The 26,051-nt window shown below is 61.0% G+C and carries 24 protein-coding genes and 1 pseudogene; 9 read left to right on the top strand and 16 right to left on the bottom strand.

Going from position 1 to position 26,051, the window contains the following annotated elements:
- Positions 1-209: 209 nt before the first annotated feature.
- Positions 210-446: pseudogene (locus LPB73_RS04290) on the bottom strand (class I SAM-dependent methyltransferase); the annotation flags it as partial.
- 167 nt (positions 447-613) lie between these two features.
- Here LPB73_RS04290 and LPB73_RS04285 point away from each other — a divergent pair.
- Genes LPB73_RS04285 through LPB73_RS04275 form a run of 3 tightly spaced genes read left to right on the top strand, consistent with a single transcriptional unit; the run spans position 614 to position 3,110 of the window.
- Entirely contained in the window at positions 614-1,624 is a 1,011-nt protein-coding gene (locus tag LPB73_RS04285) for a flagellar motor protein MotA (protein ID WP_089265399.1), read from the top strand.
- Positions 1,625-1,627: 3 nt separating this feature from the next.
- The gene (locus tag LPB73_RS04280; RefSeq protein WP_089265400.1) at positions 1,628-2,659 is read left to right on the top strand and encodes a peptidoglycan -binding protein; all 1,032 of its coding nucleotides are present in this window, start codon (positions 1,628-1,630) and stop codon (positions 2,657-2,659) included.
- Positions 2,660-2,663: 4 nt separating this feature from the next.
- The gene (locus LPB73_RS04275; protein WP_231079724.1) at positions 2,664-3,110 is read left to right on the top strand and encodes a GNAT family N-acetyltransferase; all 447 of its coding nucleotides are present in this window, start codon (positions 2,664-2,666) and stop codon (positions 3,108-3,110) included.
- Positions 3,111-3,131: 21 nt separating this feature from the next.
- Here the strand turns inward: LPB73_RS04275 and LPB73_RS04270 are convergent, their stop codons facing one another.
- Positions 3,132-4,994, bottom strand: coding sequence for an ABC transporter ATP-binding protein/permease (locus LPB73_RS04270; protein WP_231079723.1), 1,863 nt, complete (start codon positions 4,992-4,994; stop codon positions 3,132-3,134).
- Between the two features lie 192 nt (positions 4,995-5,186).
- On the opposite strand from LPB73_RS04270, the gene rpmE reads away from it, so the two are divergent.
- Complete coding sequence (rpmE, locus tag LPB73_RS04265) at positions 5,187-5,417, top strand: 50S ribosomal protein L31 (protein WP_089265403.1); 231 nt, start codon at positions 5,187-5,189, stop codon at positions 5,415-5,417.
- Positions 5,418-5,596: 179 nt separating this feature from the next.
- Positions 5,597-6,220: a TetR/AcrR family transcriptional regulator gene (locus tag LPB73_RS04260; RefSeq protein ID WP_231079722.1), complete on the top strand. Its 624-nt coding sequence runs from the start codon at positions 5,597-5,599 to the stop codon at positions 6,218-6,220.
- A 50-nt stretch (positions 6,221-6,270) separates the two neighbouring features.
- On the opposite strand, the gene LPB73_RS04255 is transcribed toward LPB73_RS04260, so the two are convergent.
- The 4 genes from LPB73_RS04255 to LPB73_RS04240 form a co-directional block, all read right to left on the bottom strand.
- On the bottom strand, positions 6,271-7,104 hold the full coding sequence (locus LPB73_RS04255) for a MipA/OmpV family protein (RefSeq protein WP_231079721.1): 834 nt from the start codon (positions 7,102-7,104) through the stop codon (positions 6,271-6,273).
- A 324-nt stretch (positions 7,105-7,428) separates the two neighbouring features.
- A complete protein-coding gene (locus LPB73_RS04250) occupies positions 7,429-8,514 on the bottom strand; it encodes an acyltransferase family protein (protein ID WP_231079720.1) in 1,086 nt (361 codons plus the stop codon).
- An 86-nt stretch (positions 8,515-8,600) separates the two neighbouring features.
- Complete coding sequence (locus tag LPB73_RS04245; protein WP_089265407.1) at positions 8,601-9,113, bottom strand: DUF1465 family protein; 513 nt, start codon at positions 9,111-9,113, stop codon at positions 8,601-8,603.
- A gap of 573 nt (positions 9,114-9,686) precedes the next feature.
- Complete coding sequence (locus LPB73_RS04240; protein WP_089265408.1) at positions 9,687-9,878, bottom strand: DUF1192 domain-containing protein; 192 nt, start codon at positions 9,876-9,878, stop codon at positions 9,687-9,689.
- 109 nt (positions 9,879-9,987) lie between these two features.
- Between LPB73_RS04240 and LPB73_RS04235 the strand changes: the two genes are divergently transcribed.
- Positions 9,988-10,983, top strand: coding sequence for an NAD(P)H-quinone oxidoreductase (locus LPB73_RS04235; RefSeq protein ID WP_093756808.1), 996 nt, complete (start codon positions 9,988-9,990; stop codon positions 10,981-10,983).
- Positions 10,984-11,106: 123 nt separating this feature from the next.
- A complete protein-coding gene (locus LPB73_RS04230) occupies positions 11,107-13,983 on the top strand; it encodes an EAL domain-containing protein (protein ID WP_231079719.1) in 2,877 nt (958 codons plus the stop codon).
- Between the two features lie 38 nt (positions 13,984-14,021).
- On the opposite strand, the gene LPB73_RS04225 is transcribed toward LPB73_RS04230, so the two are convergent.
- Positions 14,022-14,660, bottom strand: a complete 639-nt coding sequence (locus tag LPB73_RS04225; protein ID WP_089265410.1) for a YqgE/AlgH family protein — start codon at positions 14,658-14,660, stop codon at positions 14,022-14,024.
- Between the two features lie 154 nt (positions 14,661-14,814).
- On the opposite strand from LPB73_RS04225, the gene LPB73_RS04220 reads away from it, so the two are divergent.
- Both LPB73_RS04220 and LPB73_RS04215 read left to right on the top strand, forming a co-directional pair.
- The gene (locus LPB73_RS04220; RefSeq protein ID WP_089265411.1) at positions 14,815-15,642 is read left to right on the top strand and encodes a protein-disulfide reductase DsbD domain-containing protein; all 828 of its coding nucleotides are present in this window, start codon (positions 14,815-14,817) and stop codon (positions 15,640-15,642) included.
- 123 nt (positions 15,643-15,765) lie between these two features.
- Positions 15,766-17,133 carry a flippase gene (locus LPB73_RS04215; protein WP_231081069.1) on the top strand — a complete coding sequence of 456 codons (1,368 nt, stop codon included), beginning with the start codon at positions 15,766-15,768 and terminating at the stop codon, positions 17,131-17,133.
- 41 nt (positions 17,134-17,174) lie between these two features.
- On the opposite strand, the gene LPB73_RS04210 is transcribed toward LPB73_RS04215, so the two are convergent.
- From LPB73_RS04210 to LPB73_RS04170, 9 genes are all read right to left on the bottom strand, one after another.
- Complete coding sequence (locus LPB73_RS04210) at positions 17,175-17,963, bottom strand: 3-hydroxybutyrate dehydrogenase (protein ID WP_231079718.1); 789 nt, start codon at positions 17,961-17,963, stop codon at positions 17,175-17,177.
- Positions 17,963-19,159: a DUF3734 domain-containing protein gene (locus LPB73_RS04205; RefSeq protein WP_093756813.1), complete on the bottom strand. Its 1,197-nt coding sequence runs from the start codon at positions 19,157-19,159 to the stop codon at positions 17,963-17,965. Before LPB73_RS04205 ends, LPB73_RS04210 begins: the two co-directional genes overlap by 1 nt.
- A 110-nt stretch (positions 19,160-19,269) precedes the next feature.
- Entirely contained in the window at positions 19,270-19,779 is a 510-nt protein-coding gene (locus tag LPB73_RS04200) for a CAP domain-containing protein (RefSeq protein WP_231079717.1), read from the bottom strand.
- An 84-nt stretch (positions 19,780-19,863) separates the two neighbouring features.
- Positions 19,864-20,904, bottom strand: a complete 1,041-nt coding sequence (locus LPB73_RS04195; RefSeq protein ID WP_089265416.1) for a sulfate/molybdate ABC transporter ATP-binding protein — start codon at positions 20,902-20,904, stop codon at positions 19,864-19,866.
- A complete protein-coding gene (gene cysW, locus LPB73_RS04190; RefSeq protein ID WP_231079716.1) occupies positions 20,894-21,787 on the bottom strand; it encodes a sulfate ABC transporter permease subunit CysW in 894 nt (297 codons plus the stop codon). The genes LPB73_RS04195 and cysW overlap by 11 nt, the downstream gene beginning before the upstream one ends.
- Before the next feature lie 6 nt (positions 21,788-21,793).
- Complete coding sequence (cysT, locus tag LPB73_RS04185; protein WP_089265418.1) at positions 21,794-22,630, bottom strand: sulfate ABC transporter permease subunit CysT; 837 nt, start codon at positions 22,628-22,630, stop codon at positions 21,794-21,796.
- Positions 22,631-22,696: 66 nt separating this feature from the next.
- Positions 22,697-23,686 carry a sulfate ABC transporter substrate-binding protein gene (locus LPB73_RS04180; RefSeq protein WP_231079715.1) on the bottom strand — a complete coding sequence of 330 codons (990 nt, stop codon included), beginning with the start codon at positions 23,684-23,686 and terminating at the stop codon, positions 22,697-22,699.
- 207 nt (positions 23,687-23,893) lie between these two features.
- Positions 23,894-24,406 (bottom strand): DUF934 domain-containing protein, encoded by a 513-nt coding sequence (locus LPB73_RS04175; RefSeq protein WP_231079714.1) that lies wholly within the window; start codon positions 24,404-24,406, stop codon positions 23,894-23,896.
- A complete protein-coding gene (locus tag LPB73_RS04170) occupies positions 24,393-26,048 on the bottom strand; it encodes a nitrite/sulfite reductase (RefSeq protein ID WP_231079713.1) in 1,656 nt (551 codons plus the stop codon). The genes LPB73_RS04175 and LPB73_RS04170 overlap by 14 nt, the downstream gene beginning before the upstream one ends.
- Between the last annotated feature and the right edge of the window lie 3 nt (positions 26,049-26,051).

Here is a 26,051-nt window from a genome sequence, read left to right as displayed (position 1 = left end):
CGAACATGCATCAACGGATACGCCGGACCGCTGTGGTCTTCATGCGCGTAGCCGGATTTATCGAACTTCTTTGATAGCCTAGAATAAAAACCGCGGTGCTGCGGCGCAATACATATCGAGGCGGCGCATTGCCACACGGCCTATCGTATTGAACTCACAAAGGCTTTCGAGGCTCACGCGAACGTGAATCGGATGGAACCAGCACACGTTTAGTTAACGGCGGCCATTCGATAGTGGCTCACGCCCCCATTTGCTTCCATCCGCATAGACAAACAAGCCCGCGGTTGCAGAAAGAACCAGCCAGCGCCGCATCCATATGTGGTGTTGCGTCCATAGACCGGACGTAGGATGCGTTCGATCTCGTCGCGATGGCGATCGAAATTGTCGAGCCAGTCATTCGCCATGCGTGCGTAGCGCGTGCCGCTCCAGCGCCACTCCCTCTCCACAAACGGCTCAACAAAAAGGTCTTTTCTAAATACGCGGCAGATCGCGCCGGGTCTCAACTGGAAGTTCCCGGTGACATCGCTGATTCCGGCGGTATCCGATCTTTTTTTGTCGCTGGGCTGTGCCATATTGCGCGTCGAACCTTTCCTCGCATGCAGATGATCAGCACATGGCGCCTGGCTCCTCCTCCCGCTCCGCGATGGAAATCGAACTGACCAAGCTCTCATCGCCGCGGATCTTCCTGGTCCGAATGCTGGTGTTTCTGGTGCTCTGCGGTCTGATCATGACCGTGCTCTACAAGCAGATCGTTCTCGCTTTCTTTGCCAATCCCGGGCTCAACGCGCTGATCGGCGCGGTATTGGCGATCGGCATTATCCTGTCGTTCCGGCAGGTCATCCGGCTCTATCCGGAAGTCTCGTGGGTCAACAGTTTCCGGATTTCCGATCCAGGCCTCGCACTGGACCGTCGCCCGACCCTGTTGGCCCCAATGGCCGCGATCCTTGGCGGCGAGCGCACCGGCCGCATGACCATCTCGCAGCAGACCATGCGGCATCTGCTCGATTCGATCGCGACGCGCCTCGACGAATCCCGTGACATCTCGCGCTATATGACCGGCCTCCTCGTATTTCTCGGGCTGCTCGGCACCTTCTGGGGCCTGATCGAGACCGTCGGCTCCGTCGGCAAGGTGATCGAAGGCCTCAAGGTCGGCGGCGATGCCGGCTCGCTGTTCGACACGCTGAAGGAAGGCCTCGCCGCGCCGCTCGCCGGCATGGGCATCTCGTTCTCGTCATCGCTGTTCGGCCTCGCCGGCTCACTGATCCTCGGCTTCCTCGACCTGCAATCCAGCCAGGCGCAGAACCGGTTCTATACGGATCTGGAAGACTGGCTCGCCTCCACCGTGAAGGAATATTCCGGCGAGACAGCCCCCGTTACCTCATCTGGCACCCCGGCCGAGTTACAGGATGCCATCGAGCGCCTGCGTCGCTCCATCGAGGACGGCAACAACAACCGTGGCACCACGACCGCCATGGCCAATCTCGCCGATGCGATCCAGAGCCTTGTGGCGCATATGCGCAGCGAGCAGGAGATGATCCGCGAATGGGCCGATGGCCAGGGCGAACAGAGCCGCGAGATCAAGAAGCTGCTGGAACACATCGCTCGCCAACCTGAGAAGAACTGATCCATGGCATTGGCACGCAATCGCCGCGGCTCTTCCGAATTCAACTACTGGCCGGGCTTCGTCGACGCGCTGTCGACGCTGGTGCTCGCAATCGTCTTCCTGCTGTCGATCTTCCTCGTCGTGCAATTCTACCTGTCGCAAGAAGTCACCGGCAAGGACAAGGCGCTGGAGCAACTCACCGCCAAACTGGCTCAGCTGAACGATCTGCTGTCGCTGGAGAAGCTCGGCAAACTCAATCTCGACGAGCAGCTATCTCAGATGCGCGCCGGGCTGTCCGCTGCGGAATCCGAGCGCGACCGGATCAAGGGCCTGTATGACGGCCTCGCCGGTGCCGGCTCCGATGCCGCAGGCCGCAACACCGAGCTCAACAAGGCGCTGGATTCCGAGAAGCAGCTTTCGGCCCGCGCGCTGGCGCAGGTCGAGGTGCTGAACCAGCAAATCTCGGCGCTGCGCCGCCAGCTCGCGGCACTCGAAGAAGCGCTGGAAGCGTCCGAGAAACGAGACAAGGAATCGCAGGGACGCATCGTCGATCTCGGCCAGCGCCTCAACGTCGCGCTCGCGCAGCGCGTTCAGGAGCTGTCGCGCTATCGTTCCGAATTCTTCGGACGCCTGCGCGCCATTCTCGGCAACCGCCCCGACATTCGCGTTGTCGGCGATCGCTTCGTGTTCCAGTCCGAAGTATTCTTCGATGTCGGCCAAGCGGCTTTGCTTCCCGAAGGCCGCGCCGAACTGGACAAGGTCGCCAGTGCCCTGATCGAACTCGACAAGCAAATCCCGGCCGAAATCGCCTGGGTGATGCGCGTCGACGGCCACACCGACTCGCGGCCGATCCTCAACAGCCCGCTGTTCAAATCGAACTGGGAACTGTCATCGGCGCGTGCAATCTCGGTGGTGCAGTATCTGATTTCGCTCGGCGTCCCCGCACAACGCCTCGTCGCCGCCGGCTTCGCCGAAAACCAGCCGCTGGATACGGCGCAGACTGAGGAAGCCTACAAGCGCAACCGTCGCATCGAACTCAAGCTCACCGAGCGCTGACGGCATGCCTGAGCCATTCGAGCTGCGCCCCTATCGCGAGAGCGATGAAGACGCGTCCATCACTTTGTGGCTGGAGACATGGCGACAGGCCTATCCCTCGATCAATTTCGACGCCCGCGTAAACTGGTGGCGCAACCGATGGCGCACCGAACTGGTACCCGTAGCGCAGATCGTAGTTGCGGAGCAGGACGGCGCACTGGTCGGCTTCGTCACCATCGACGGCACGGGTTATCTCGACCAGTTGGTGGTCAGCCCCGCTCAATGGGGATCAGATGTCAGCCGCGCGCTGGTCGATGAAACCAAACGACTATCGCCCACCGGCGTGACGCTGAAGGTCAATGCCGACAATATCCGCGCAATCAAATTCTATATGCGTAACGGCTTCGTCAAAACGGGCGATGAAGTGAACACGTCAGGCCGTGCCGTCGACCTGATGGAATGGAAGCCGTAGCAAGCCTCCCATCGTCAACACTCACACCCCGAACTGCAACCGCGCCAGCCTGGCATAAAGCCCGTTCGCGGCAACCAGCGACGCGTGGGTGCCCTGCTCGACGATGCGGCCATGATCCATGACGAGGATGCGATCGCAGGATAACACGGTGGCGAGCCGATGGGCGATCACCAGCGTGGTGCGGTGCTTCATCAGCTCTTCCAGTGCGGTCTGCACCAGCGTTTCGGATTCGGCATCCAGCGCAGACGTTGCTTCATCGAGTAGCAGCAGCGGTGCATCGCGCAGGATCGCGCGTGCGATGGCGATGCGCTGACGCTGGCCGCCCGAGAGCGTGACGCCCCGTTCGCCCAACTGCGCCTCGAATCCATCAGGCAGGCGGCGAATGAATTCCGTGGCATGCGCCAGTGATGCCGCATGCTCGACTTCAGCGTCCGTCGCATCGGGACGACCGAAGCGGATGTTCTCGCGGGCGGTTGTAGCGAACACGACGGAGTCTTGCGGCACCAGTGCGATACGCTTGCGGAGCTCGCGCGGATCGGCATCACGGATTGGCACGCCATCGACCGAGATGGCGCCGCCCTTAGGATCGTAAAAGCGCAGCAGCAAATGAAACAGCGTGCTCTTGCCGGCGCCGGACGGGCCGACGATGGCAACCTTTTCGCCAGCCTTCACCGATAGCGATACGCCAGCGGCCGACAGGATGTCCGGCCGGGTCGGATAGGCAAAGGAGACATTGTCGAACACGACGTCGCCGCGTGCGGGCTGCGGCAATGGCCGCGGCGATGCCGGGGCCACCACGGCGGACTTGACGTTGAGGATTTCGAACAGTCGTTCCGCCGCGCCTGACGCCGCCGAAATCTCGCCCCAGACTTCGCTGAGCTGGCCGAGGCTGGAGGCCGCGAAGGCCGCATAGAGCACGAACTGTCCGAGACGGCCGGGCGTCAACGAGCCTGTCAGAACATCGTGCGAGCCGACCCAGAGAATGCCCACGACACTGGAGAACACGATGAAGATGATGACCGCGGTCAGCACAGCGCGCGCGCGCGTAGAGCCACGTGCGGCGTCATAGGCCTGCTCGACCTCCTTGCCAAAGCGCGCATTCGCCAACTGCTCATTGGTATAGGCCTGCACCGTACGGATCGAACCGACGAGTTCGCCGGCATAGGCCGAGGCTTCCGCCAGCGTATCCTGCGCGTTGCGCGACAGACGCCGCACCCAACGCCCGAAGGCCACCAGCGGGATCACGATCAGCGGGATCGCCGCGAGCACGAAGCCGGAGAGCTTGGGGCTAGAAACCACCATCATGGCTGCCGCGCCGAGAAACAGCACAAGGTTGCGCAACGCGATGGATACGGACGCGCCGACCGCAGACTTGATCTGCGTAGTATCGGCCGTGAGCCGCGACACCAGTTCGCCGGAGCGCGACGTATCGAAGAACGACGGCGACAGCGCGGTGAGATGCTGGAACACGTCGCGGCGCAGATCGGCGACGATGCGCTCGCCGATGGTCATGACGAGGTAGTAACGAGCCGCGCTGGCCAGCGCGAGCACAACCACCACAGCGATCATGACGCTGAAATAGTTGTTGATCATCGCGATGCCTTCGGGGCTGAAGCCGAAGTCGATCATCCGCCGTGCCGCGACAGGGACGACGAGCGTGGTCACAGCCGCAACGGTCAACGACACCAGCGCCAGCAGGGCCCGGCCGCGATACCGCGCCACATAGGGCGCCAACGCCAGAAGCGGCCGCAATTTGGCTCGGCTGGGTGGTACCTGGGGCTCCACAACGGTATCCGCCAGCGACGGCTCCGGAAGCACCGGATCGGGCTGCGGAAGCGTCGGCTTGGCCGCGCGGGGGATCTCAAGCCGTTCGACTGCACTCATGATTTATAACCGTTCTTGCCGTTGCCCTGAGATAGGCCGGAGCGGGCCCCGAGGCAAATGACCTAGGTCAATTGCAGAGGCAATGATCCACGACGGGAGTCCTTGTCTCCCGCACGTTCCTGCGATATAGAGCGGCCAAATCCGCCATCGAAATCACAGAGATTCAGGCGCCGGCGCGCCGAAGGAACCGTCATGAAAGCCGAAATTCACCCGGATTATCATAACATTACGGTCGTTATGACCGATGGTACGGAGTATCAGACCCGTTCCACCTGGGGCAAGGAAGGCGACAAGCTGAACCTCGACATCGATCCGAGGTCGCACCCAGCCTGGACCGGTGGCACCACCCAGCTTCTCGACCGCGGTGGCCGCGTGTCGCGCTTCCAGAAGAAGTTCTCGGGCTTCCTCAAGAAGGAAGATTGATCTTCACAAGGAAGATCGGCCTTTCAGGCTTATCCGATTGCCTTTCAAAACGCCTCTGCAGCCAGCAGGGGCGTTTTTCGTTGCTGGCCGACATTGGCCATGGCGGTACCTTAAAACCGCCTCCGTTGCCCTCCCTATAAGGTGCGCCACATCATCTTGCGCGGGGGCGCAACGAGACCATGCCGACCAATACCGGGCACCACCGCAAGAAGCCGCGTCAGGCGCGCTCCGTTGCGACCGTGGGCATCCTCCTGGACGCCGCTGCCCTCGTGCTGGTGGACGAAGGATACGACCGGGCCACCACGAACCGGATTGCGGAGCGCGCCGGGGTCAGCATCGGATCGCTCTATCAATATTTTCCAAACCGGGACGCGCTGTTCGGGGCCCTCCATGGCCGGACGGAAGCCCAAATGTCCGAAAATATCTGGCAGACCATTTCAGGCTTCGAAGGGTTGGATCTGCGCGGATTCGTCCGCTCCGGTTTGAACACCGCGATCAGCCAGCATGCACGCGTGCTGCCGCTGCTGAAGGTCTTGATGGAGACCGCCTCCGGCCGTCCCCCTGTTCAGTGGCCATTCGACCGCTTTCCGCAGCGGCAAGGCCTCTTGCGTGGCATGTTTGACAGCCATGCCGACGAGCTACGCCCTGGCTTCAATCGCGAAGCCGGAAGTTTCTTCATTCCGAGAATGGTCGGCTCGGCACTCGATGCGGCGATCGCATTCCGTCCGGATGCCTTCGCCAATGGCGAGCTGGAACAGGAGCTGGATACGATGTTGTCGTACTATCTGATCGGGGAGCGCTAGAAGCGTGAGCTAGCGTGCGCCGTATTGGCCACGCTGTGCAATCGCACGTGCTATCGCACGCCGACGTCGAACGAATAGGCCACGCCGACGCCGTAGGTGACCTGATTGGTCGACCCACGGAATTTCACCAGCGGACTGTCGGCGATGCTGCCGAGCAGCTTGTCGTATTCGACATAGCCGCGCACTTCCCATTGCGGATCGAGCTTGTAGCGCAATTGCGCGCCCGCACCGACCGAACTCGAACCGCCCTTGGCGTCGTAAACCGGCAAACCTGACGCAAGCGCCTCGATATTGTTGACGCTGAAGTAAGTCTCCGCATATTTCGCATCCGTCACCCGGTAGCGTGGGCCGGCAGCAAAGGTCATCCGCTCGTTGATCGGCACAATCACGTCAGCCGAGAAATCCGCGACGATGCCTTCGTGGCCACCGAGACCGCGGCGCAGTTCGGAGCGTAGGCGCAGCCAGTCGAAGGCATAGTATTCGGCGAAACCACCGAGTTCGACCGCGAAATCGACGTCCCTCAAACCGCGCAGCTCGCTGTGATCAGCGGCCTTACGCGCTGCTTTATAGTTGCCAACGGGACCGGCGCGAAAGCCGCCCACGTCGATCAGGGCGAAGCTTGCATTGTCGCGCATGCTCTTGAAGCGGGCCGGCGTGCCGGCACGGCGAATCGAGATGATCGGCTTTGCCGCAAGTTCAGAACTCCCGGCGCCTTCATAGGATGGCTGCATCTCGCCGCCGATCCCGACGGTCACGGTCCAGCCACCGGAAGCCGAGGGCACGAAGGGCACCGATGGCAGCATCACCACGGGATCAGCCGCAACCGCAACCGCCGGACAAGCCAACACACCAATGAGACCGAACAGACGAGGAGACAAAGACATCAGATTCCTACTTGGATCGGCGCGGAATTTCGGTGTGGCCGCGCTTCAATGCCACATCGTTGCGATTGCTCCCGTGCGACATGGAGTCACCGCAACAATGCGAAGATAGCTGGCGCGACGCCTCCTCCAAACTCGCATTGGCTCGGCATCAGAAGTGTAGCTCTCTGGCGAGAAACCCTATTCAGGCAAGGCTTTGCGATAAATGACGCTATGCCTGCGGCGTCATCGCTCACATTTCCGGGCAGCGTGGCAGTAATATCTGAAAGAATGGATCGCCGCCGTCTGCGGCATCGCGCCGCACTACCGACTTGATAGCCCCGATGCCTACGCCTTCACCGGCGCGTCGCTTCTCCGCGGGATGAATCGCTGCGTGATCCAGTTGCGGCCGGGCATTTCGACGAAGCGATAGCTCGCTTCCGCCAGCGCCCAGATGATGGCGAAACAGACCAGCGATGCAGCGATATAGACAACCTCAGTCTGGCCTAAATGCCGCCAGGTCCTGATAGCGAAACTGACGAACAGCGGATGGATCAGATAGATCGAGTACGAGATGATGCCGAGCCGGTAGACCAGCGCGTTGCCGAACAGCAGTTGCGCCATCCGGCCATCACGCGAGAGCACCGCGACCAGCGGGATGTACAGCAGATACATCAAGCGATCGCTCGTATCGGCCAAACCGACGGCGATGATGGCGAGCGGAAGCGCGACGACCAGACCATCCTGCACGGTTGCCGACAGGCGATCGACGAGGCCACCAAAGCGAAAGATCGCAAGGCCCAGCGTGAAACCCGCCACCGCGCGCAGCAGCGGATAAAGCGAATTGCCGTTGACCACATCGAGCGGTCCGCCCGACCCGCGGCCACTGACGCTCACCGCATAGATGCCGAGCAACGCCACGATCACGGCGAGACCCGCGATCCACTTACTGCCGCGCTGAGTGAAGGGCATCAGGATCGGCAGCAGCAGATAGGAGCCCATTTCGGCGCTCGCCGCCCAGGCTACGCCGATGATCGGGAAAATGTAGAGACCCCAGCCGGTCATCATCAGCAGGTTGCCGGTCCAGTCCCAGGCCGAATACATCTCCAGCTTCTCGCCGGACAGACCGGCTGCGATCTTGGCCACATAGAACAGTCCGATAATGAAATAGGCCGGGTATAGCCGCGCGACCCGCTTCAGCATGAAATGCGCAAACGCCTTGCCGGTAAGACGCAGGAACGCGCCGCGATAGGTCAGCGCCATCACATAGCCTGACAGCATGAAGAACAGGTCGACGAGCAAATAGCCGTAGGGAATGCGGAAGAATGAGCCGGTGCCACCGGTTGCGAGCTGCACGTCACCGAAATGATACACGACGATGACAGCGGCTGCGACGCCGCGCACCCCGGTCAATGCCCTGATATCGTCTGCCATCGCAAATGCCCCCGCTGCGCCTAGCTCATGTTTAGCGCATGAGCGGCGAGCGAGGAACAGCGTTCAGGAATGTGAGGGACGCGCGATTAGCGTTCGAACGCAGCCTTCAGGCGATTGAGCTGCGGCACCAGCGGATTGCCGATCGGCGCATGCGTGGTGGTCGCGGCATGGATCGAGATGTCGAGGCGACGAACCTTGGTCTGCAGCACCATCGAACGCGTGATCAGGATCTGCAGCTGCTCGGGCAGCTTGAGCAGCATTTCTTCCGGACTCGGATCGGCGGCGCTGAGCTTGACCTTGGTCTTTTCACGATTGGCCTGGGTCAACGTCATCTCGCCTTCCTTCACCGCACGGTGCAGCAGCAACCATGAGGCAAGCTGCATGAGGCGGGTGGTGAGGCGCATGCTTTCGGTGGCGTAAGTCAGGCTGACGGAGCGATCCAGTGCCTTGGCCTCGCTACGGCCGACGCCGTCGAGATAGGCCGCGGTCTCTTCGACCAGATCCATCCCCTCGCGAAACAAGGCGCCGAAGGCAGCAGAATTGGTCAGCCGCTCGCTAAACTGAACGAGAGCGGGTTCGCTGTGCAAACGATCCGACATAGTTAACGCCTCACGCAAATGGTTTCGCAGCCAGCTCTGAACGGCGGGCTTATGATGAACAAATCATTACGCGTGCGTGCGTGAGAGTCCAGCGGCGTAAAATTAAAGAAGTATTTATGGTTTCCAACGCGATTTAACGATCGCTGACGCCCCAAAAGAAGACATGAGTACCAAAAAAAGAGCCGCCGTTTCCGGCGGCTTTAAAGTTGATAACAGGGAGGCGTCAAACAGAGTGGACAGGAGCCACTCGGTGTCCAAACAAGGACAATTTAAGTAATATGCGAGAAAGCTTAATTGCGCGTAAATACGCGGGCTTTCTTCACGATCCGTTTGCCATGCGACGCCTCGCAAACTGTATCGGAATGAGACAATGTCGGGATCGCGACTGAGGAAGCGTCGGCGGTATTGCACAGGCCTCTCGTCCGTCATTGCGAGCCGAGCGAAGCAATCCAGTTTTCTTCGCGTATGGCTTCTGGATTGCCGCGTTGCTTCGCTAAGAGGAAAGCTGCAGTACAGCTTTCCTTCACCTCGCAATGACGGCAGAGAGCCGGGAGAGCGCCGTTCAATTGCCCGTCACGATTTGAAAAAGCGATCCGCCGCATCGCGCGTCGCGCGCTTCAAGGTCATGCTCGATTGCAGCCGCGCGATCTCGCCATTGAGCAGCGCGATCCGCTCGGCGAGTTCCTCGACCGATAGCAGCGAGAGGTCCTGCCCGACCTCATGGCTGACCTTCTTCTTCGGTTTGTCGTCGTCGTCGATCGCCATTTGGGGCCCTCCCCGTCTCAAATTCGAATATGCACCGGATGTTGCCAGCATTGATCCGGCTGTTTAATCAGATGGCCAACCGACATCCCGTACGCCGCAAGGACAAATCATGGAAAAGCTGCCCACGCAAATGACCGTCGTTGGTATCAGCAAACCGGGTGGCCCCGAGGTGCTGATTCCCGAGACGCGCCCCGTTCCGAAGCCCGGTCCCGGCGAAATCCTGGTCAAGGTCGCTGCCGCCGGTGTGAACCGTCCGGACGTCGCGCAACGCTCCGGCGCCTATCCGCCGCCGCCTGGCGCCAGCGATCTGCCCGGCCTCGAAATCTCCGGTGAAGTCGTCGCCCTCGGCGAAGGCGCCACCAAACACAAGCTCGGTGACAAGGTGATGTCGCTGGTCGCCGGCGGCGGCTACGCGCAATATTGCATCGCACAGGATGCGCAGGCGATGACGGTCCCCGAAGGCTTCTCGATGACCGAGGCCGGCGCCACCGCCGAAACCCTGATGACCGTCTGGCATAACGTGTTTGAGCGTGGCGGATTGCAGCCCGGCGAGACCGTGCTGATCCATGGCGGCTCTTCCGGCATCGGCACCATGGCGATCCAGCTCGCCAAGGCGCTAGGTTCCAAGGTGATCGTCACCGTCGGCTCCCAAGACAAGGTCGATGCCTGCCTCAAGCTCGGCGCCGATCACGCCATCAACTACAAGACCGAGGACTTCGTCGAACGCGTCAAGGAAATCACCAAGACCGGCGTCGAGCTGATCCTCGATATGGTGGGCGCGGATTATGTGGAGAAAAACTTCGATGCCGCCGCCGTCGATGGCCGCATCGTGCAGATTGCGGTGCTGAACGGCCCGAAAGCCACCATCAACGCCGCCAAGATCATGGTGAAGCGGCTGCACTATACCGGCTCGACTCTGCGCCCCCGCACCAATGCCGACAAGGCCGCCATGGTCAGGGCAATCGAGGCCAATGTCCTGCCGCTACTCAAGTCTGGCAAGGTTAAGCCCCTGATGGACAGCACTTTCCCGCTGGAAAAGGCTGCGGACGCGCACAAACGCATGGAAACCAGCGCACATATTGGCAAAATTGTGTTGGTCGTTTAGGGCTGGAGAACAGCCGGAAACCCTTTGATTTATCTGGCTTTCATGTCATTTATCGCGCGTCGGGAAATGGCCCTGCTTCTGCGTGACGCAGGGTCGATGTTTTGTTGATCGCGGAGAATGACATTGCGTTTGATCAGGTGGCTCGCGCCGCTCGCGCTCGGCCTGATGATTGTTGCTGCCGCAGCACCGGCACAGGCTGTTGACGCCGTCAGCGTCCGCGGTGATGCGCCCGCAATCGATCTCACCGGCATCCTCGAATATCAGCATAGCGACACCGACCGCATCCAGGTCTCCACCGCGCCCGGCACCGACGGCATCGTTCGCCGCATCGAGGTGCGTGGCCGCGAAGCCGGTCAGAACTGGGTGGTGTTCGCGCTCGCCAACAACACCGACGATCAGCTCGATCGTCTGATCGTCGCGCCGCATTATCGCATCGTGTCGTCCGGCCTCTTGTGGCCCGATCTTGGCCTCTCGCGCATTGCGACCATCACGCCGTCAACCGGGGATCGCCCGGAACGTCAGGATAGTGCCACCGCAGATATCTTCCGCGTCACCCTCGACCCCGGCGCTGTCATCACCTTCGTCGCCGAACTGCGCACCAACAAGCTGCCGCAGCTCTATCTGTGGGAGCCGGAAGCCTACAAGGACAAGGTCAACTCCTTCACACTGTACCAAGGCATCGTCATCGGCATCTCCGGCCTACTGGCGCTGGTGCTGACGATCCTGTTCGTCGTGAAGGGCAGCATCATGTTCCCGGCCGCCGCGGCGCTGGCCTGGGCCGTGCTGGTCTATATCGGTGTCGACTTCGGCTTCTGGGGCAAGGTGCTCGACATGTCCCAAGGCGCCGAGCGCGTCTGGCGCGCCTCGGGCGAAGCGATACTGGCGGCGACGCTGCTGGTGTTCCTGTTTGCCTATCTCAATCTTAGTCGATGGCATGTGCGCTACTCGCACATCACGCTGGGCTGGCTGGCTTTCCTTGGCTCTCTCGTAGGTCTGGCGCTGTTCGATCCTGCCGTCGCCTCGGGCATCGCGCGCATCTCGCTGGTGCTGATCGCCTTCGCCGGCTTCGCACTGATCGTCTATCTCTCCACCCATGGCTTCGACCGCGCGGTGTTGCTGATCCCGACCTGGTTCCTGCTTGTGGTGTGGGTTGTTGCCGCCGGCATGACCGTCGCCGGCAGTGTCACCAATGACATCGTCGGGCCTGCGCTGCTCGGCGGCCTCGTGCTGATCGTAATGCTGATCGGCTTCACGGTCATGCAGCACGCTTTCGCGGGCGGCGGCGCCACCAATGGCATCGTGTCGGACGTCGAGCGCCGCGCGCTGGCACTGACCGGCTCCGGCGACCTGATCTGGGACTGGGACGTCTCCGCCGACAAAGTGTTCACCTCGCCCGAGACCGAAGCACTGCTCGGCCTCAAACGCGGCACGCTGGAAGGCCCCGCGGCAAGCTGGCTCGAAGTGCTCCACCCGCTCGATCAGGATCGCTTCCGGGCGGCGCTGGACAGCGTGCTCGACCAGCGTCGCGGCCGCCTCGTGCAGGACTTCCGCCTGCGCACCCCCGACGGTCACTTCATGTGGTTCGCGCTGAAAGCACGCCCGGTGGTTGGCTCCGACGGCGAAGTGTCACGCGTGGTCGGTACCCTCACCGACGTCACCGAGATCAAGAACGCCGAAGAACGCATGCTGCACGACTCGGTGCACGACAATCTCACCGGTCTGCCGAACCGCAAGCTGTTCATCGACCGCCTCAACGCCGTCGCGAATTTCTCCAAGACTGTGCCGACCATGCGGCCGACCATCATGGTGATCGATCTCGATCGCTTCAAACAGGTCAACGATTCCGTTGGCATCGCCGTCGGCGACTCGATCCTGCTGACGCTGGCCCGTCGTCTCACCCGCATCCTGAAGCCGCAGGACACGCTGGCCCGCCTCGCCGGCGACCAGTTCGGCCTGATCCTGATGTCCGAACAGGACGCCGCCAAGATCACGGCTTTCGCCGAAACCATTCGCAAGACCATCCGCGCCCCGATTGCCTTCAATGACCGCGAAATTTTCCTGACGGCATCGATAGGCCTGGCGCTTTCTGATCCAGCTGTGCCGCTGACCGACGAGCTCATCAAGGACGCCGAGCTCGCGATGTATCATTCGAAGCGGATCGGTGGCGACCGTATCGACGTCTACAAACCGGCAATGCGCGCCCGCAAAACGGATCGCCTGACGCTCGAATCCGAACTGCGCCGCGCCATCGAGCGCCAGGAAATCACCATCCTGTATCAGCCCATCGTGCGGCTGGAAGATCGCTCCATCGCCGGTTTCGAGGCGCTGGCGCGTTGGGACCATCCCAAGCTCGGCCGCATGTCGCCGTCGGAATTCATCGCGATCGCGGAAGAGATCGGCCTCATCATCGATCTCGGCATGTTCGTGATGGACCAGACGGCACGCCAGCTCGCGATCTGGCAGCGCGCGATGCGCTCGCGCGAACCGATCTTCGCCAGCGTCAACGTGTCCTCGCGGCAGCTGCTGCGCCACGACCTCCTGCATGACATCCGCACCGTGCTGTCACGCTCGTCAGTCGCGCGTGGCACGCTGAAGCTCGAACTCACGGAATCGCTGGTGATGGAAAATCCGGAACATGCAGCGCAGATGCTGCACCGGATCCGCGAACTCGGTACGGGTCTTTCGCTCGACGATTTCGGCACTGGCCACTCGTCGCTATCCTATCTGCAGCGCTTCCCGTTCGACACGCTGAAGATCGACCAGTCCTTCGTCCGCACCACCTCGCGCGGCACCCGCCCGGTAATCCTCAAATCCATCATCGCGATGGCCCACGATCTCGGCATGGACGTCGTCGCCGAAGGCGTCGAGACAGATTCGGATGCGGTGGAGATGTATCAGCTCGGCTGCGAATACGCCCAGGGCTTTGCCTTCGGCGAGCCGATGGATGCGGATGCGGCGATGCGCATGCTGACAGAAGAGCGATTGGAAGCGGCAAGCTGAGTAGGGCCGTCGCTGAAAGCTGGAAGTCTAGCGGACGCTTACGCGTGGCCGGCCTCGGCCGACAACATCCCCGGGGCGATCCCGATCTTCTGCAGCGCGCGAAGATACTTCTCCTCAACATCACCGCCGAAGATGAGATCCTCATCAGCTGCGCAATGCAGCCAGCCGTTGCCCTGGATTTCGTCTTCCAACTGGCCCGGCGCCCAGCCGGCATAGCCCAGCGCGAGAATCGCGTGCTTGGGTCCACCGCCATTGGCGATGGCGCGCAGGATATCCACGGTCGCGGTGAGGCAGACGCCATCATCGATCGGCAATGTCGCGTCCTTGATGAAGAAATCGCTGGAATGCAGCACGAAACCTCGGCCGGTCTCGACCGGACCGCCCTTCAGCACTTTCATGCTTTCGGCGCTTTCCGGGAGCTTGATGCTGTCGGACTTTTCAATGATGTCCAGTTGAACCAGCAATTCGGGAAAATCGATGCTCCCCGCAGGCCGATTGACGATGATGCCCATGGCACCTTCCGACGAATGCGCGCAGACGTAAATCACCGAACGGGCGAAGCGCTCGTCTTCCATCACAGGCATGGCGATCAGCAACTGCCCGTCGAGGTAGTTGCCAGTGTCGCCGGCGCCGGATTTCGCGCGGCTTTTCCGGGGGCGCTTGCGAGTGGGTTCCATCAGCAAACCGCTCTCATTTCGTTGCCTATCCTGATATTGGGTCTGGGTTCTGTCAATCAGCCTTCCGCAACGCATACGAAAACCGGATCACAAGCAGTTCAATAGCTTAAGACAGGTTTGGCTTTATGACAGGCCCACCCTGTAAGGACGCCCGATGACCGCATCTGTTCCGCACCACATTGTCGCTGTCTGCGCCGCGGGCCTGCTCCTCACCTGCAGCGCGCAGGCGGAGGACACCTCACCTTGGCAGATAGACAGTCATTCGCAGATCAGGCTTGTGGCAGGCTCGCGTAGCGGTCCTGTGATGCTGGGGGGTATAGCGATCCAGCTGCAGCCCGGCTGGCACACCTACTGGCGGAATCCCGGTGATTCCGGGGTGCCGCCCCGCTTCGATTTCTCCAAATCGGAGAACTTGGATACCGTCACTATCCTGTGGCCGGCGCCGAAAAAATTCGAGGATGGAGCTGGTGGCCTGTCGCTGGGCTATGTGAAACAGGTGGTGCTACCGATGCGGGTGATCGCCAAAGACCCCGGCAAGCCGGTGATTCTCCGTGCGGCGATCAATTACGCGGTCTGCGACAAGCTATGCATTCCGGTCGACGCCAATGCCGAACTCGCTTTTACCAGCGTGGCCAGCACTGAAGACGGCGCGCTGACCGCGGCGCTCGATACCGTGCCTAAGCCGGCAACCATGGGCGACACCAGTCCGCTGACGGTGCGCGACCTCAAGCGCGAGGGCAAGAATGTGTTCGTTGACGTCGTGGCGCCCGAAGGCAGCGAACCCAACCTGTTTGTCGAGGGCCCGACGCCGGAATGGGCACTGCCAATCCCCAAACTCGAGGCCAAGAGCCCACCGGGCGTGAAGCGCTTCAGCTTCGAACTCGACGGCGTGCCGCCCGGCGCCACGACCGATGGCGCGGCCCTGAAACTGACGCTGGTCGGTAGCGACCGCGCCTATGAATTCAACGTCAACCTGCCCTGATACCGCTGGCGCGTGACCTGTTGCGCGCAACCTGTACATCTCCGTCCAACCGGATGTTAACGACTGCTTGCTACGCCAGACCGCTGCCGCACGCCTGCGGCTGAGGACCTTGTCGTGGCCGCGATGGACGCAGACTCCGCACCCGCAAGCGAGCCCGCCGGCTTCAAGGCCAGGCTGCGCGCGCTGTTCACCGGCACAGGCGAAGCCTCGCTGACGCGCCGCCTCGCCGGCACCATCTTCCTCATCCGCGTGATCTCGGCCGGCCTCGCTTACTTCTCCCAGATCCTGCTGGCGCGCTGGATGGGCACGTCGGATTACGGCATCTATGTCTATGTCTGGACATGGGTACTGCTGCTCGGCTCGATGATGGATTTCGGCATCGCCGCTTCAGCCCAGAAGATCATCCCGGAGTATCGCGCCAGCGGCGACCACGCGCGGCTGCGCGGCTTCCTCTCCGGCAGCCGCTGGATGACCGGTATCGTCTCGGTGATGGTCTCGCTGCTGCTCGCTGGCCTCGTCAAGCTCATCTCGCCGTGGATCGACGCCGACACGGTGGTGCCGCTCTATCTCGGCTGCCTGACACTGCCGGCCTTCGTCGTCGCCAACACGCAGGATGGCATCGCGCGCTCCCATGACTGGATGCGCCTCGGCCTGATGCCGCAATTCATCATCCGCCAGGCGCTCATCATCGGCTTCACCGCCGGCGCCTTCGCACTGGGCTTTAAGCTGGGTGCGACCATCGCAATGCTGGCCAGCGTCGCAGCCGTCTGGGTTGCGATGATCGGCCAGATGATCGTACTCAATCGCCGGCTTCACACCCATATCGAGCCCGGCCCGAAGGCCTATGACTATCGCGGCTGGCTCGCAGTGTCGTTGCCGATCCTGCTGGTCGAGAGCTTCTATCTGCTGCTGTCCTACACCGACGTGCTGGTGCTACAACAGTTCGTCTCATCTGACGAAGTCGGTGTGTATTTCGCCGTCGTAAAAACCCTGGCGCTGGTGTCGTTCATTCATTACGCGATGTCGGCGACAACGGCGCATCGCTTCACCGAATATCACGCGGCCGGCGACAAGGATCGACTTTCCGCTTACGTCACCCACGCGATCAAGTGGACGTTCTGGCCGTCGCTCGCCGCTACGCTGATCCTGCTCGCTTTGGGCAAGCCGCTGCTATGGCTGTTCGGTCCGCAATTCACCAGCGGTTACGACATCATGTTCATCGCTGCCATCGGCCTCGTGGTCCGCGCTGCCATCGGCCCGGTGGAGCGCCTGCTCAACATGCTCGGCCACCAGCACATTTGCGCCGTGGCCTACGCGTCGGCTTTCGTGATGAACCTGGTGCTGTGTCTCGTGCTGGTGCCGAAATTCGGTGGCCATGGCGCCGCCGCGGCGACGTCGATCGCGCTTACATTCGAGACGATCCTGCTGTTCTGGATCGTGCGACAGCGGCTTGGACTGCACGTGCTCGCCTTCGGAAAGCAAGGCGCCTAGCAACCTCCCCCTGCAAAGCAGGAGGAGGTCAGGAAGCAAACTTATTCCGCCGTCCAACCGCCATCGATCGACAGATTGGTGCCGGTGATCTGCGCCGCATCGTCGCCGCACAGAAACAGCGCCAAGGCTGCGACCTGTTCGGAGGTCACGAATTCCTTGGTCGGCTGTGCTGCCAGCAGCACGTCGTTGATGACCTGTTCCTTGGTAAGGCCCCGCGCCTTCATGGTGTCGGGGATCTGCTTCTCCACCAGCGGCGTCCAGACATAGCCAGGCGAAATGCAATTACAGGTGATTTTGTGAGTGGCCACTTCCAGCGCCACGGTCTTGGTCAGGCCGGCGATGCCGTGCTTGGCAGAGACATAAGCCGACTTGAATGGCGAGGCGACCAGCGAATGCGCTGAGGCGGTGTTGATGATGCGACCCCAGCCGCGCTTTTTCATGCCGGGCACGGCGGCGCGGATGCCATGGAAGGCCGAAGAGAGATTGATGGCGATGATCGCATCCCACTTCTCGATCGGGAATTCCTCGATCGGAGACACAAACTGGATACCCGCATTGTTGACGAGAATATCCACCGATCCATAGGTCTTCTCGCCGAGCGCAATCATTTCGGCAATTTCGGCCGGCTTGGTCATGTCCGCTGGCGAATGGATCGCCTTGACCTTGAAATCGCTCTCGATCGCCGCGCGTTCCTTCTCGATGTCAGCAGGCACGCCCATGCCGTTGATGACGATATTGGCGCCAGCGCTTGCGAAAGCGCGCGCATAAGCGAGGCCGATGCCGCTGGTCGAACCGGTGACGACGGCGGTCTTGCCTGTGAGATTAGCCATTACTTGCTCCTGTTGGACGTCAAATGCTGCGGGAGGTCATTGTAATCGTCGGCGGTGAGCGCATGCGTCACCATCGATTCATCGGATTGCGGTCGCTCGAACCAGTCCTTGTGGCGCATCGAGAGGAATACATCGCGTTCACCGGCACCCCAGTGCTCCACCATCCCGATGCGCGAGAAATTGTAGTCCTTCGACGACGACTCGTAATTCTTGCTCGTATAGATCAGATGCACCACCGTGACGGTATTTTCCTTCGCGGCTTCCGACAGCAGCGCCACTCCAGGATCCTGCTTCAGTTCTGCCGGCAATTTACCAATCAGATCACGCAGCGCCTTGCGGATGTTGTGAATCTTCTTGTTCTTGTCGGTATTCATGCGGGTGCGGCTGGAATAGCGAATGTCCTTTTCGCGTTCCTGCGCTTCCAGGATCGACTGCGGCAATGGCCCGCGCGCGCTGAACAGGTCGACCTGGAAGATCAGCAGGTCGCTGGTGACGTCATCCAGTACGAAATCCAGCGGCGTGTTCGAGGCGATGCCGCCATCCCAGAAATGCTCGCCATCGATGACGATCGAGGGAAACCCCGGCGGCAACGCGCCGGAGGCCATGATGTGCTCGGGCTCGATCCTTTTGCGATCTTTCTTGAAGAGCGTGTTGTCGAAATAAGTGAAGTTGCCGGTGGTCACGCTCACGGCGCCGACGCTCAGCCGGGTCTTGCAATCGTTGAGACGATCAAAGTCGACCAGCCGTTCCAGCGTCGCTTTCAGCGGCGCGGTGTCGTAAAAGCTCTGCGACTGCGGACTGCCGGGCGGCCACAGCGGTGCTGGCGGAATCCGAGGCACGAAAAAGCCTGGCACACCGAATGTAGCAATGACAGCGGCGCCTGCCTCGTAGAAATAAGAGCGCGCGCGATCATCCGTCAGCATCGGGCTCCAGGGGACCGGCGATGCCGCCATCTCCCAGAATTCCTTGAGCTTGCCAATCCGCTTGTCGCGCTCGTTGCCCGCGATGATCGCCGCGTTGATGGCGCCAATGGAAATGCCCGCCACCCATTCCGGCTCGAAATCGTGATGGCATAGCGCCTCATAGGCGCCGGCCTGATAGGAGCCAAGCGCGCCGCCCCCTTGCAGCACCAAGACACGCTTTGCTTCGGCGGGTTTGCTGGCAGCGCTGGACTGAGGCTGATCGGACATATCCATGGGACCACTCGATCCTGTCGGCGACGGGAACCATACCGTGGCGTCCCCTTGCGGCGGCGTCAATCACGGATGGTGCGGGGCACCATCACGCTTCAGCTATCCTGAATGGCTTATTTGGAATCCGTCGAAGCCAGGATCATGGTCCAGAACACCTTGTATTTGGTGTTGGGAGCATAGATCGCGGCAATGCCCAGTTTTGTGACACCGGACTTCAGCATATTGGCCCGATGCGGCGGCGAGTCCCGCCAGCCGGAAAAGGCTTCTGCCATAGTGTGGTAGCCCGCCGAGACATTCTCGACCGCCAGAGTCGCCGGATAACCGCCGGCATTCAGACGCTTGGCCAGCGGCGCCTTGACGTCGTGATCGAGCTTGTTCCGTTTCGCCATGGCGGTGGACTGGTCTTCCGCCAGCGCCATCAATGCGGGATCGACCACAACCGGGCCGAGGCCATTGTTCTGCCGGTACAGCGAGATCATCGAGGCCGCAGCCACAGGATCGAGCTTGGCGCCACCATTGGCCATGCTGAGATACATGGTGGGCTGGTCCGGCACGGTATCGACGGTCCCCGCGCACCCTGCCAGCAACAGAAATCCCAGACTGGCCAGAGCCACCCGCTTCATCGGCAATCCCCCAAATCAAGGGGCCGTTGTTGCACACCAACCGTGGCTGAAAGGTGAACGCAGGGGATTTTTAGAAAGCGCCAGTCACTCCTGCCCGGCAAAGATCCGGTAGCGCCGCGGCTGCAGGCTGATCGCATCGCCCGTGGTGAGCGGACGGTCGCGCGGGGCATCGATCTCCACCAGCGTATCATCGCCGGACAACGCGATGTCGGCGCGCTGGATCGGGCCGAAGGTGCGGACGCGGCGCACGGTGCCTTCGAGGGCTCCCTCGCCGAGCGGACCGATCTGCATGTCGTGACGACGAACAAACAATTTCGACGGTCCGCTTGCACTGCCCGCATCGATGTTGAGCGGGCGATGGCCGAGCTTCACCTGGCCGTCGCTTACATCGACCGGGAGCACGATCGATTCACCTATGAATGAGTGCACGAAAGCCGTTGCCGGGTTATCGTAAACGTCGCCAGGCGTGCCGATCTGTTCGATCTTGCCCTTGTCCATTACCACCACGCGGTTGGCGACTTCGAGTGCCTCCTCCTGGTCATGCGTGACGAAGATCGAGGTGACGTGGATTTCCTCGTGCAACGTGCGCAGCCACTGCCGCAACTCCTTGCGGACCTTGGCATCGAGCGCGCCGAACGGCTCGTCGAGCAGCAGAATGCGCGGCTCGATGGCGAGCGCACGCGCCAGCGCAATACGCTGCCGCTGGCCGCCCGAGAGCTGGCTGGGATAGCGATTGGCGAGCCAGTCGAGCTGCACGAGATCGAGAAGCTCCTTCACCCGCGCGCGGATCTGCGCTTCGCTCTTGCGCACGGCGCGCGGCTGCACGCGCAGGCCGAAGGCCACATTCTCGAACACGCTCATGTGGCGGAACAACGCATAGTGCTGGAACACGAAACCGACGTGGCGCTCGCCGGCGCCCCGCGCCAATGCGTTTTCGCCATCGAACGAGACTTCGCCGGAATCCGGCCAATCGAGCCCTGCGATAATTCGCAGCAATGACGTCTTGCCGGAACCGGACGGTCCGAGCAGCGCGAGCAGCTCGCCATCAGCAACCCTGAGGTCGACATTATCCAGCGCCTTGAAGGCACCGTACTGCTTTACGATATTCCGAACTTCAATCGTCACGGGGCAGCTGTCCTTCTTCAATCTGGCCTTCGAGGATGGTCTTTGCGATCAGCGTCAAGAGCGCCAGCAGAGCCAGCAATGACGCGATCGCGAACGACGCCACCAGTTGATATTCATTATACAGGATTTCCACCAGCAGTGGCATGGTGTTGGTCTCGCCGCGAATGTGGCCCGACACCACCGAAACTGCGCCAAACTCACCCATCGCCCGTGCGTTACACAACAGTACGCCGTAGAGCAGGCCCCATTTGATGTTGGGGAGCGTCACCACAATGAAGGTACGCCAACCACTCGCTCCCAGCGAAATCGCAGCCTCTTCCTCCTGCGACCCCTGTTCCTGCATTAGCGGTATCAGCTCGCGGGCGACGAATGGGAAGGTGACGAAGGTTGTCGCCAGCACGATCGCTGGCACGGCAAATAGAATGTTGATGCCATGCGACATCAGCCATGGCCCAAAGAAACCCTGCGCACCAAACAGCAGCACGAATACCAGACCGGAGATAACGGGGCTGACCGAGAACGGCAGATCGATCAGGGTGACCAGCAAGGTCTTGCCCCTGAATTCGAATTTGGCCACCGCCCAAGCGGCGGCAACGCCGAATACCAGATTGAGGCTGACCGAGATCACTGCTGTGATCAGCGTCAGCCAGATGGCCGAGAGCGCCTCGGAATCTGCCAAGGCCGTCAAATAGAACCCGACGCCCTTGGACAATGCCTCCGAGAATACCAAAATCAGCGGCAGGACCACGAACACTGTCAGGAACATCACTGCGACACCGATAATGATGCCGCGCACGAGCCATGGCTCGGTATGCAGGTCCTGTCGTGCCACGGACTGGGCGCGCTCCACGGTGACTGGCGAATTGATAATTGTAATGGTCATGTCAGGTCAACTCACGGCCAGCGCGCGTGTCTGCGCCCAGCGCTGCAGCCGATTGAGCACGAAGATGATCAGGAATGAGAAGACCAGCATGACCACCGCGATCGCTGTCGCATCGGCGTAGCGGAATTCCGACAGCCGGATGACGATCAAGAGCGGCGCAATCTCCGACACATTTGGAAGGTTGCCGGCGATGAAGATCACGGAGCCATATTCGCCAACGGCGCGGGCGAACGCCAGCGCGAAGCCGGTGAGAATGGCCGGCGTGAGGCTGGGAATGATGACGCGGGTGATGGTTTGCCAGCGGGAGGCACCGAGACAGGCCGCGGCCTCTTCGATCTCGACATCGAGGTCGATCAGCACCGGCTGCACCGTCCGCACCACGAACGGAATGCCAATGAAGACCATCGCCAGGAAAATTCCGAGCGGCGTAAACGCCACCTTGATGCCGAGCGACGCCAGCGGCGCGCCGAGCCATCCGTTCTGCGCAAACAACGTCGTCAGCGCGATGCCTGCCACTGCAGTGGGCAGGGCGAACGGGATATCGACAATGGCATCAAACAGCCGGCGACCGGGAAACCGGTAACGCACCAGGGCCCAGACGATAATCAGGCCAGCGACCAGATTGACCAGCGCAGCCGCGAAGGCCAATCCGAACGAAATCCTGAGCGCGTGTAATGTGCGGTTGCTGGTGACGGTATCGATGAACTGCGAGAGACTGAGATCCGCTGTCTTGACGAACAACCCGGCCAACGGGATCAGAATCAAAAGCGACAGCCATGTCAGGGTCAGGCCCATGCTCAGGCCGAACCCCGGCAACGAACTTCGTTTAGGTGCCGCGCTCACAATGTCCCCTTGCTTTGGTAAAAGCCCCAGACCGGCATACCGGTCTGGATGTTTCGCTGCGAACGATCAGTTCTTGTAGATCTTGTCGAACACGCCGCCGTCGGTAAAGTGCTCGCTCTGCGCCTTGGTCCAACCTCCGAACACGTCATCGATCGTAAGCAGATCAACCTTGGCGAAGGAAGCCTCGTACTTTTTGGCAATATCGGCATCACGCGGACGATAGAAATTGCGCGCGGCGATCTCCTGACCTTCCTTGGTGTACCAGTATTTCAGATAGGCCTCGGCAGCGGCTTTAGTACCCTTTTTATCAGTGACGGTATCAACGACGGCGACCGGCGGCTCGGCGAGAATTGAAAGCGACGGCGCGACGATCTCGAACTTGTCCTTGCCGAATTCCTGGATTGCCAGATACGCCTCGTTTTCCCAGGCCAGCAAGACATCGCCGACGCCGCGCTGGACGAAGGTGATGGTCGAGCCACGCGCGCCGGTATCGAGAACCGGAACGTTCTTGAAGATGTTACCGACGAATTCCTTTGCCTTGTCCTGCGATCCATATTTCTTCAGAGCATAGCCCCAGGCGCCGAGATAGTTCCAGCGCGCACCGCCAGAAGTCTTCGGATTCGGCGTGATGACGCTGACGCCGCTCTTGATCAGATCGTCCCAGTCCTTGATGGCCTTGGGGTTACCCTTGCGCACGAGGAACACGATGGTCGACGTATAGGGTGATGAATTCTGCGCCAGGCGCTTCTGCCAGTCCTTGGCCAGCAGACCCTTATTCGCGATTGCGTCGATGTCATAAGCGAGCGCGAGGGTGACCACATCGGCTTGCAGACCATCGATCACAGAGCGCGCCTGCGCCCCCGAGCCGCCATGCGACTGCTTGATCTCGACGCTCTTGCCGGTTTCCTTCTGATACGCAGCAGCGAATGATTTGTTGAAATCGACATACAGCTCGCGCGTCGGGTCATACGACACGTTGAGCAGCGAAATGTCTGCCGCGTGCGCCGATGTTGCAATTAAGAGACCCGCAATGACGGGAAGAATACGACGGACCATTTTGATCTCCATCCAACCTCACGACACGATCGTCATGAGGTGGGGGCAAAATCTTGAAGAAGCACCGCTAAGTCAACGAAACCAGATTCCAATGTTGGCGGCATGACGGCAGCAATGTGCTATGAATATGCCTTCGTATGGAGACCGTATCGCGCGCTGGTCATTTGTCATCAACCAACGCTGCGAAAGCCGTCGACATGCGGCGAATTAGCGCGCGTTCTCCGCATGACGCAACTGCATGCGCTGATGCAGCGCCGTGATGCGACCATCGCCGGTCGGCTGATAGAACACCGTGTAACGCTTCACTGTGGCCGCGAAGGCTTCCGCGTCGGCATCCTTCTTCACTTCGAATGAATCGAAACCGGCGCGCAGCATGATGACGAACTGATCGCGCAACACCTGGCCGGTTGCCCGTAATTCGCCCTTGTATTTGTAGCGCTCGCGCAGCAGGCGCGCCTGGCTGTAGGCTCGGCCGTCGCGGAACGACGGGAAGACCAGCGCGACCACCGCGAGCCTGTCGAGATAAGGCACCAGCTCTTCCGGATCGCGGTTATTCGGCCAGATCACACCGGTCGGGCTGCTGCGCTTCAGCAGCGCCTCCGGATCGGCGAGAAAACGCGCAGCCGGAATCAACGCCGCTCCGTCGACCGGAATCTCCGCATCGTCGGCCACGTGAATATAGCCGTCGGCAACGATCTTGCCTTGCTTAACGAGTGGCATAAACGCGCTCCTTGAACGGCTCGACGCCGAGGCGTTCGACAGTCTGGACAAACAATTCGTCCGGCCGGGCACGCAGTGCCAAATAGGCTTCGACGATATCCTCAATGACGTCGGCTACCTCGGCAAAAGGCACCGCCGGTCCGATCAGGGTGCCGACCACGGCATGCTCGTCGGCACGGCCACCGATTGTGATCTGGAAGAATTCCTCACCGTTCTTCTCGACGCCGAGAATACCGATATGGCCGACATGGTGATGGCCGCAGGCATTGATGCAGCCGGAGATGTTGATATGCAGCCGACCGATCAGCTCCGCGAGATCGTGATTGGCGAAACGCCGCGTCAGTTCCTGCGCGATCGGGATCGAACGCGTATTGGCCAGCGAGCAGTAGTCGAGGCCGGGGCATGCGATGATGTCGGTGACCAGATTGACGTTCGGCGTCGCGAGACCGAGCTTGTCGAGCTGCCGCCACAGCGCCGGCAGGTCGCGTTTGGCGACATTCGGCAGCGCGAGGTTCTGCTCGTGGCCCACGCGGATTTCGCCGAACGAGTATTTGTCGGCAAGATCGGCGACCGCATCCATTTGTTCAGCCGTGGCATCGCCGGGCGGGCCGCCCACCGGCTTCAACGACAATGTCACGATGGCGTAGCCGGTCTGCTGATGCGGCGCGACCGAGTTCTTGAGCCAGCGCGCAAAATGCGGATCGGCCGACGCGGCCGCCAGCTCGTCCGGCGTGTCGGAAAGCTTCTGATAGTGCGGATAGCTGAAGCGCGAGCGGATATCCTCGACAACCTCGTTGTCCAGCGTCAGCGCACTCTCGCGCGTCGCCAGCCACTCATCCTCAACTTCGGCGGCGAATTTCTCGATGCCCAGCTCATGAACCAGAATCTTGATGCGCGCCTTGTAGATATTGTCGCGGCGGCCATACTGGTTGTAGACGCGCAGGATGGACTCGACGTAGCTCAGAATGTCGCGGCCGTGCACGAACGGCTTGATCACCTTGCCGATGAATGGTGTGCGACCGAGGCCACCGCCGACCAACACTTCGAAGCCAGTTTCGCCGACCTCGTTCTTGTGAATTCGCAGACCGATGTCATGCACCTTGATCGCCGCGCGATCATGGGCCGACGCAGTGATCGCAATCTTAAACTTGCGTGGCAGGAACGAGAATTCCGGATGCATGGTCGAATACTGCCGCAGCAATTCCGCCCAGATGCGTGGATCCTCGACCTCGCCCGGCGCGACACCTGCCCATTGATCGGTGGTGACATTGCGTGTGCAATTGCCCGAGGTCTGCATCGCGTGGATGCCGACCGAAGCAAGATCTTCCAGCGCATCCGGCAGATCGGCGAGCTTGATCCAATTGAATTGGATGTTCTGCCGTGTGGTGAAGTGGCCATAGCCGCGGTCATAGCGTCGCGCCACATGCGCCATCTTGCGCAGTTGCGGCGATGACAGCGTGCCATAGGGAATGGCGACGCGGAACATATAGGCGTGAAGCTGAAGATAAACGCCGTTCATCAACCGCAGCATCTTGAACTCGTCTTCGGTGAGTTCACCTGCGAGGCGGCGCTTCACCTGATCGCGGAATTCCGAGACACGCTCGTTGATCAGCGTGCGATCGATTTCATCATAAGCATACATAAT

It is taken from the genome of Tardiphaga sp. 37S4, assembly GCF_021044645.1.
Classification (GTDB): Bacteria; Pseudomonadota; Alphaproteobacteria; order Rhizobiales; family Xanthobacteraceae; genus Tardiphaga; species Tardiphaga robiniae.
This window is presented reverse-complemented; position numbering and strand designations above follow the sequence as displayed.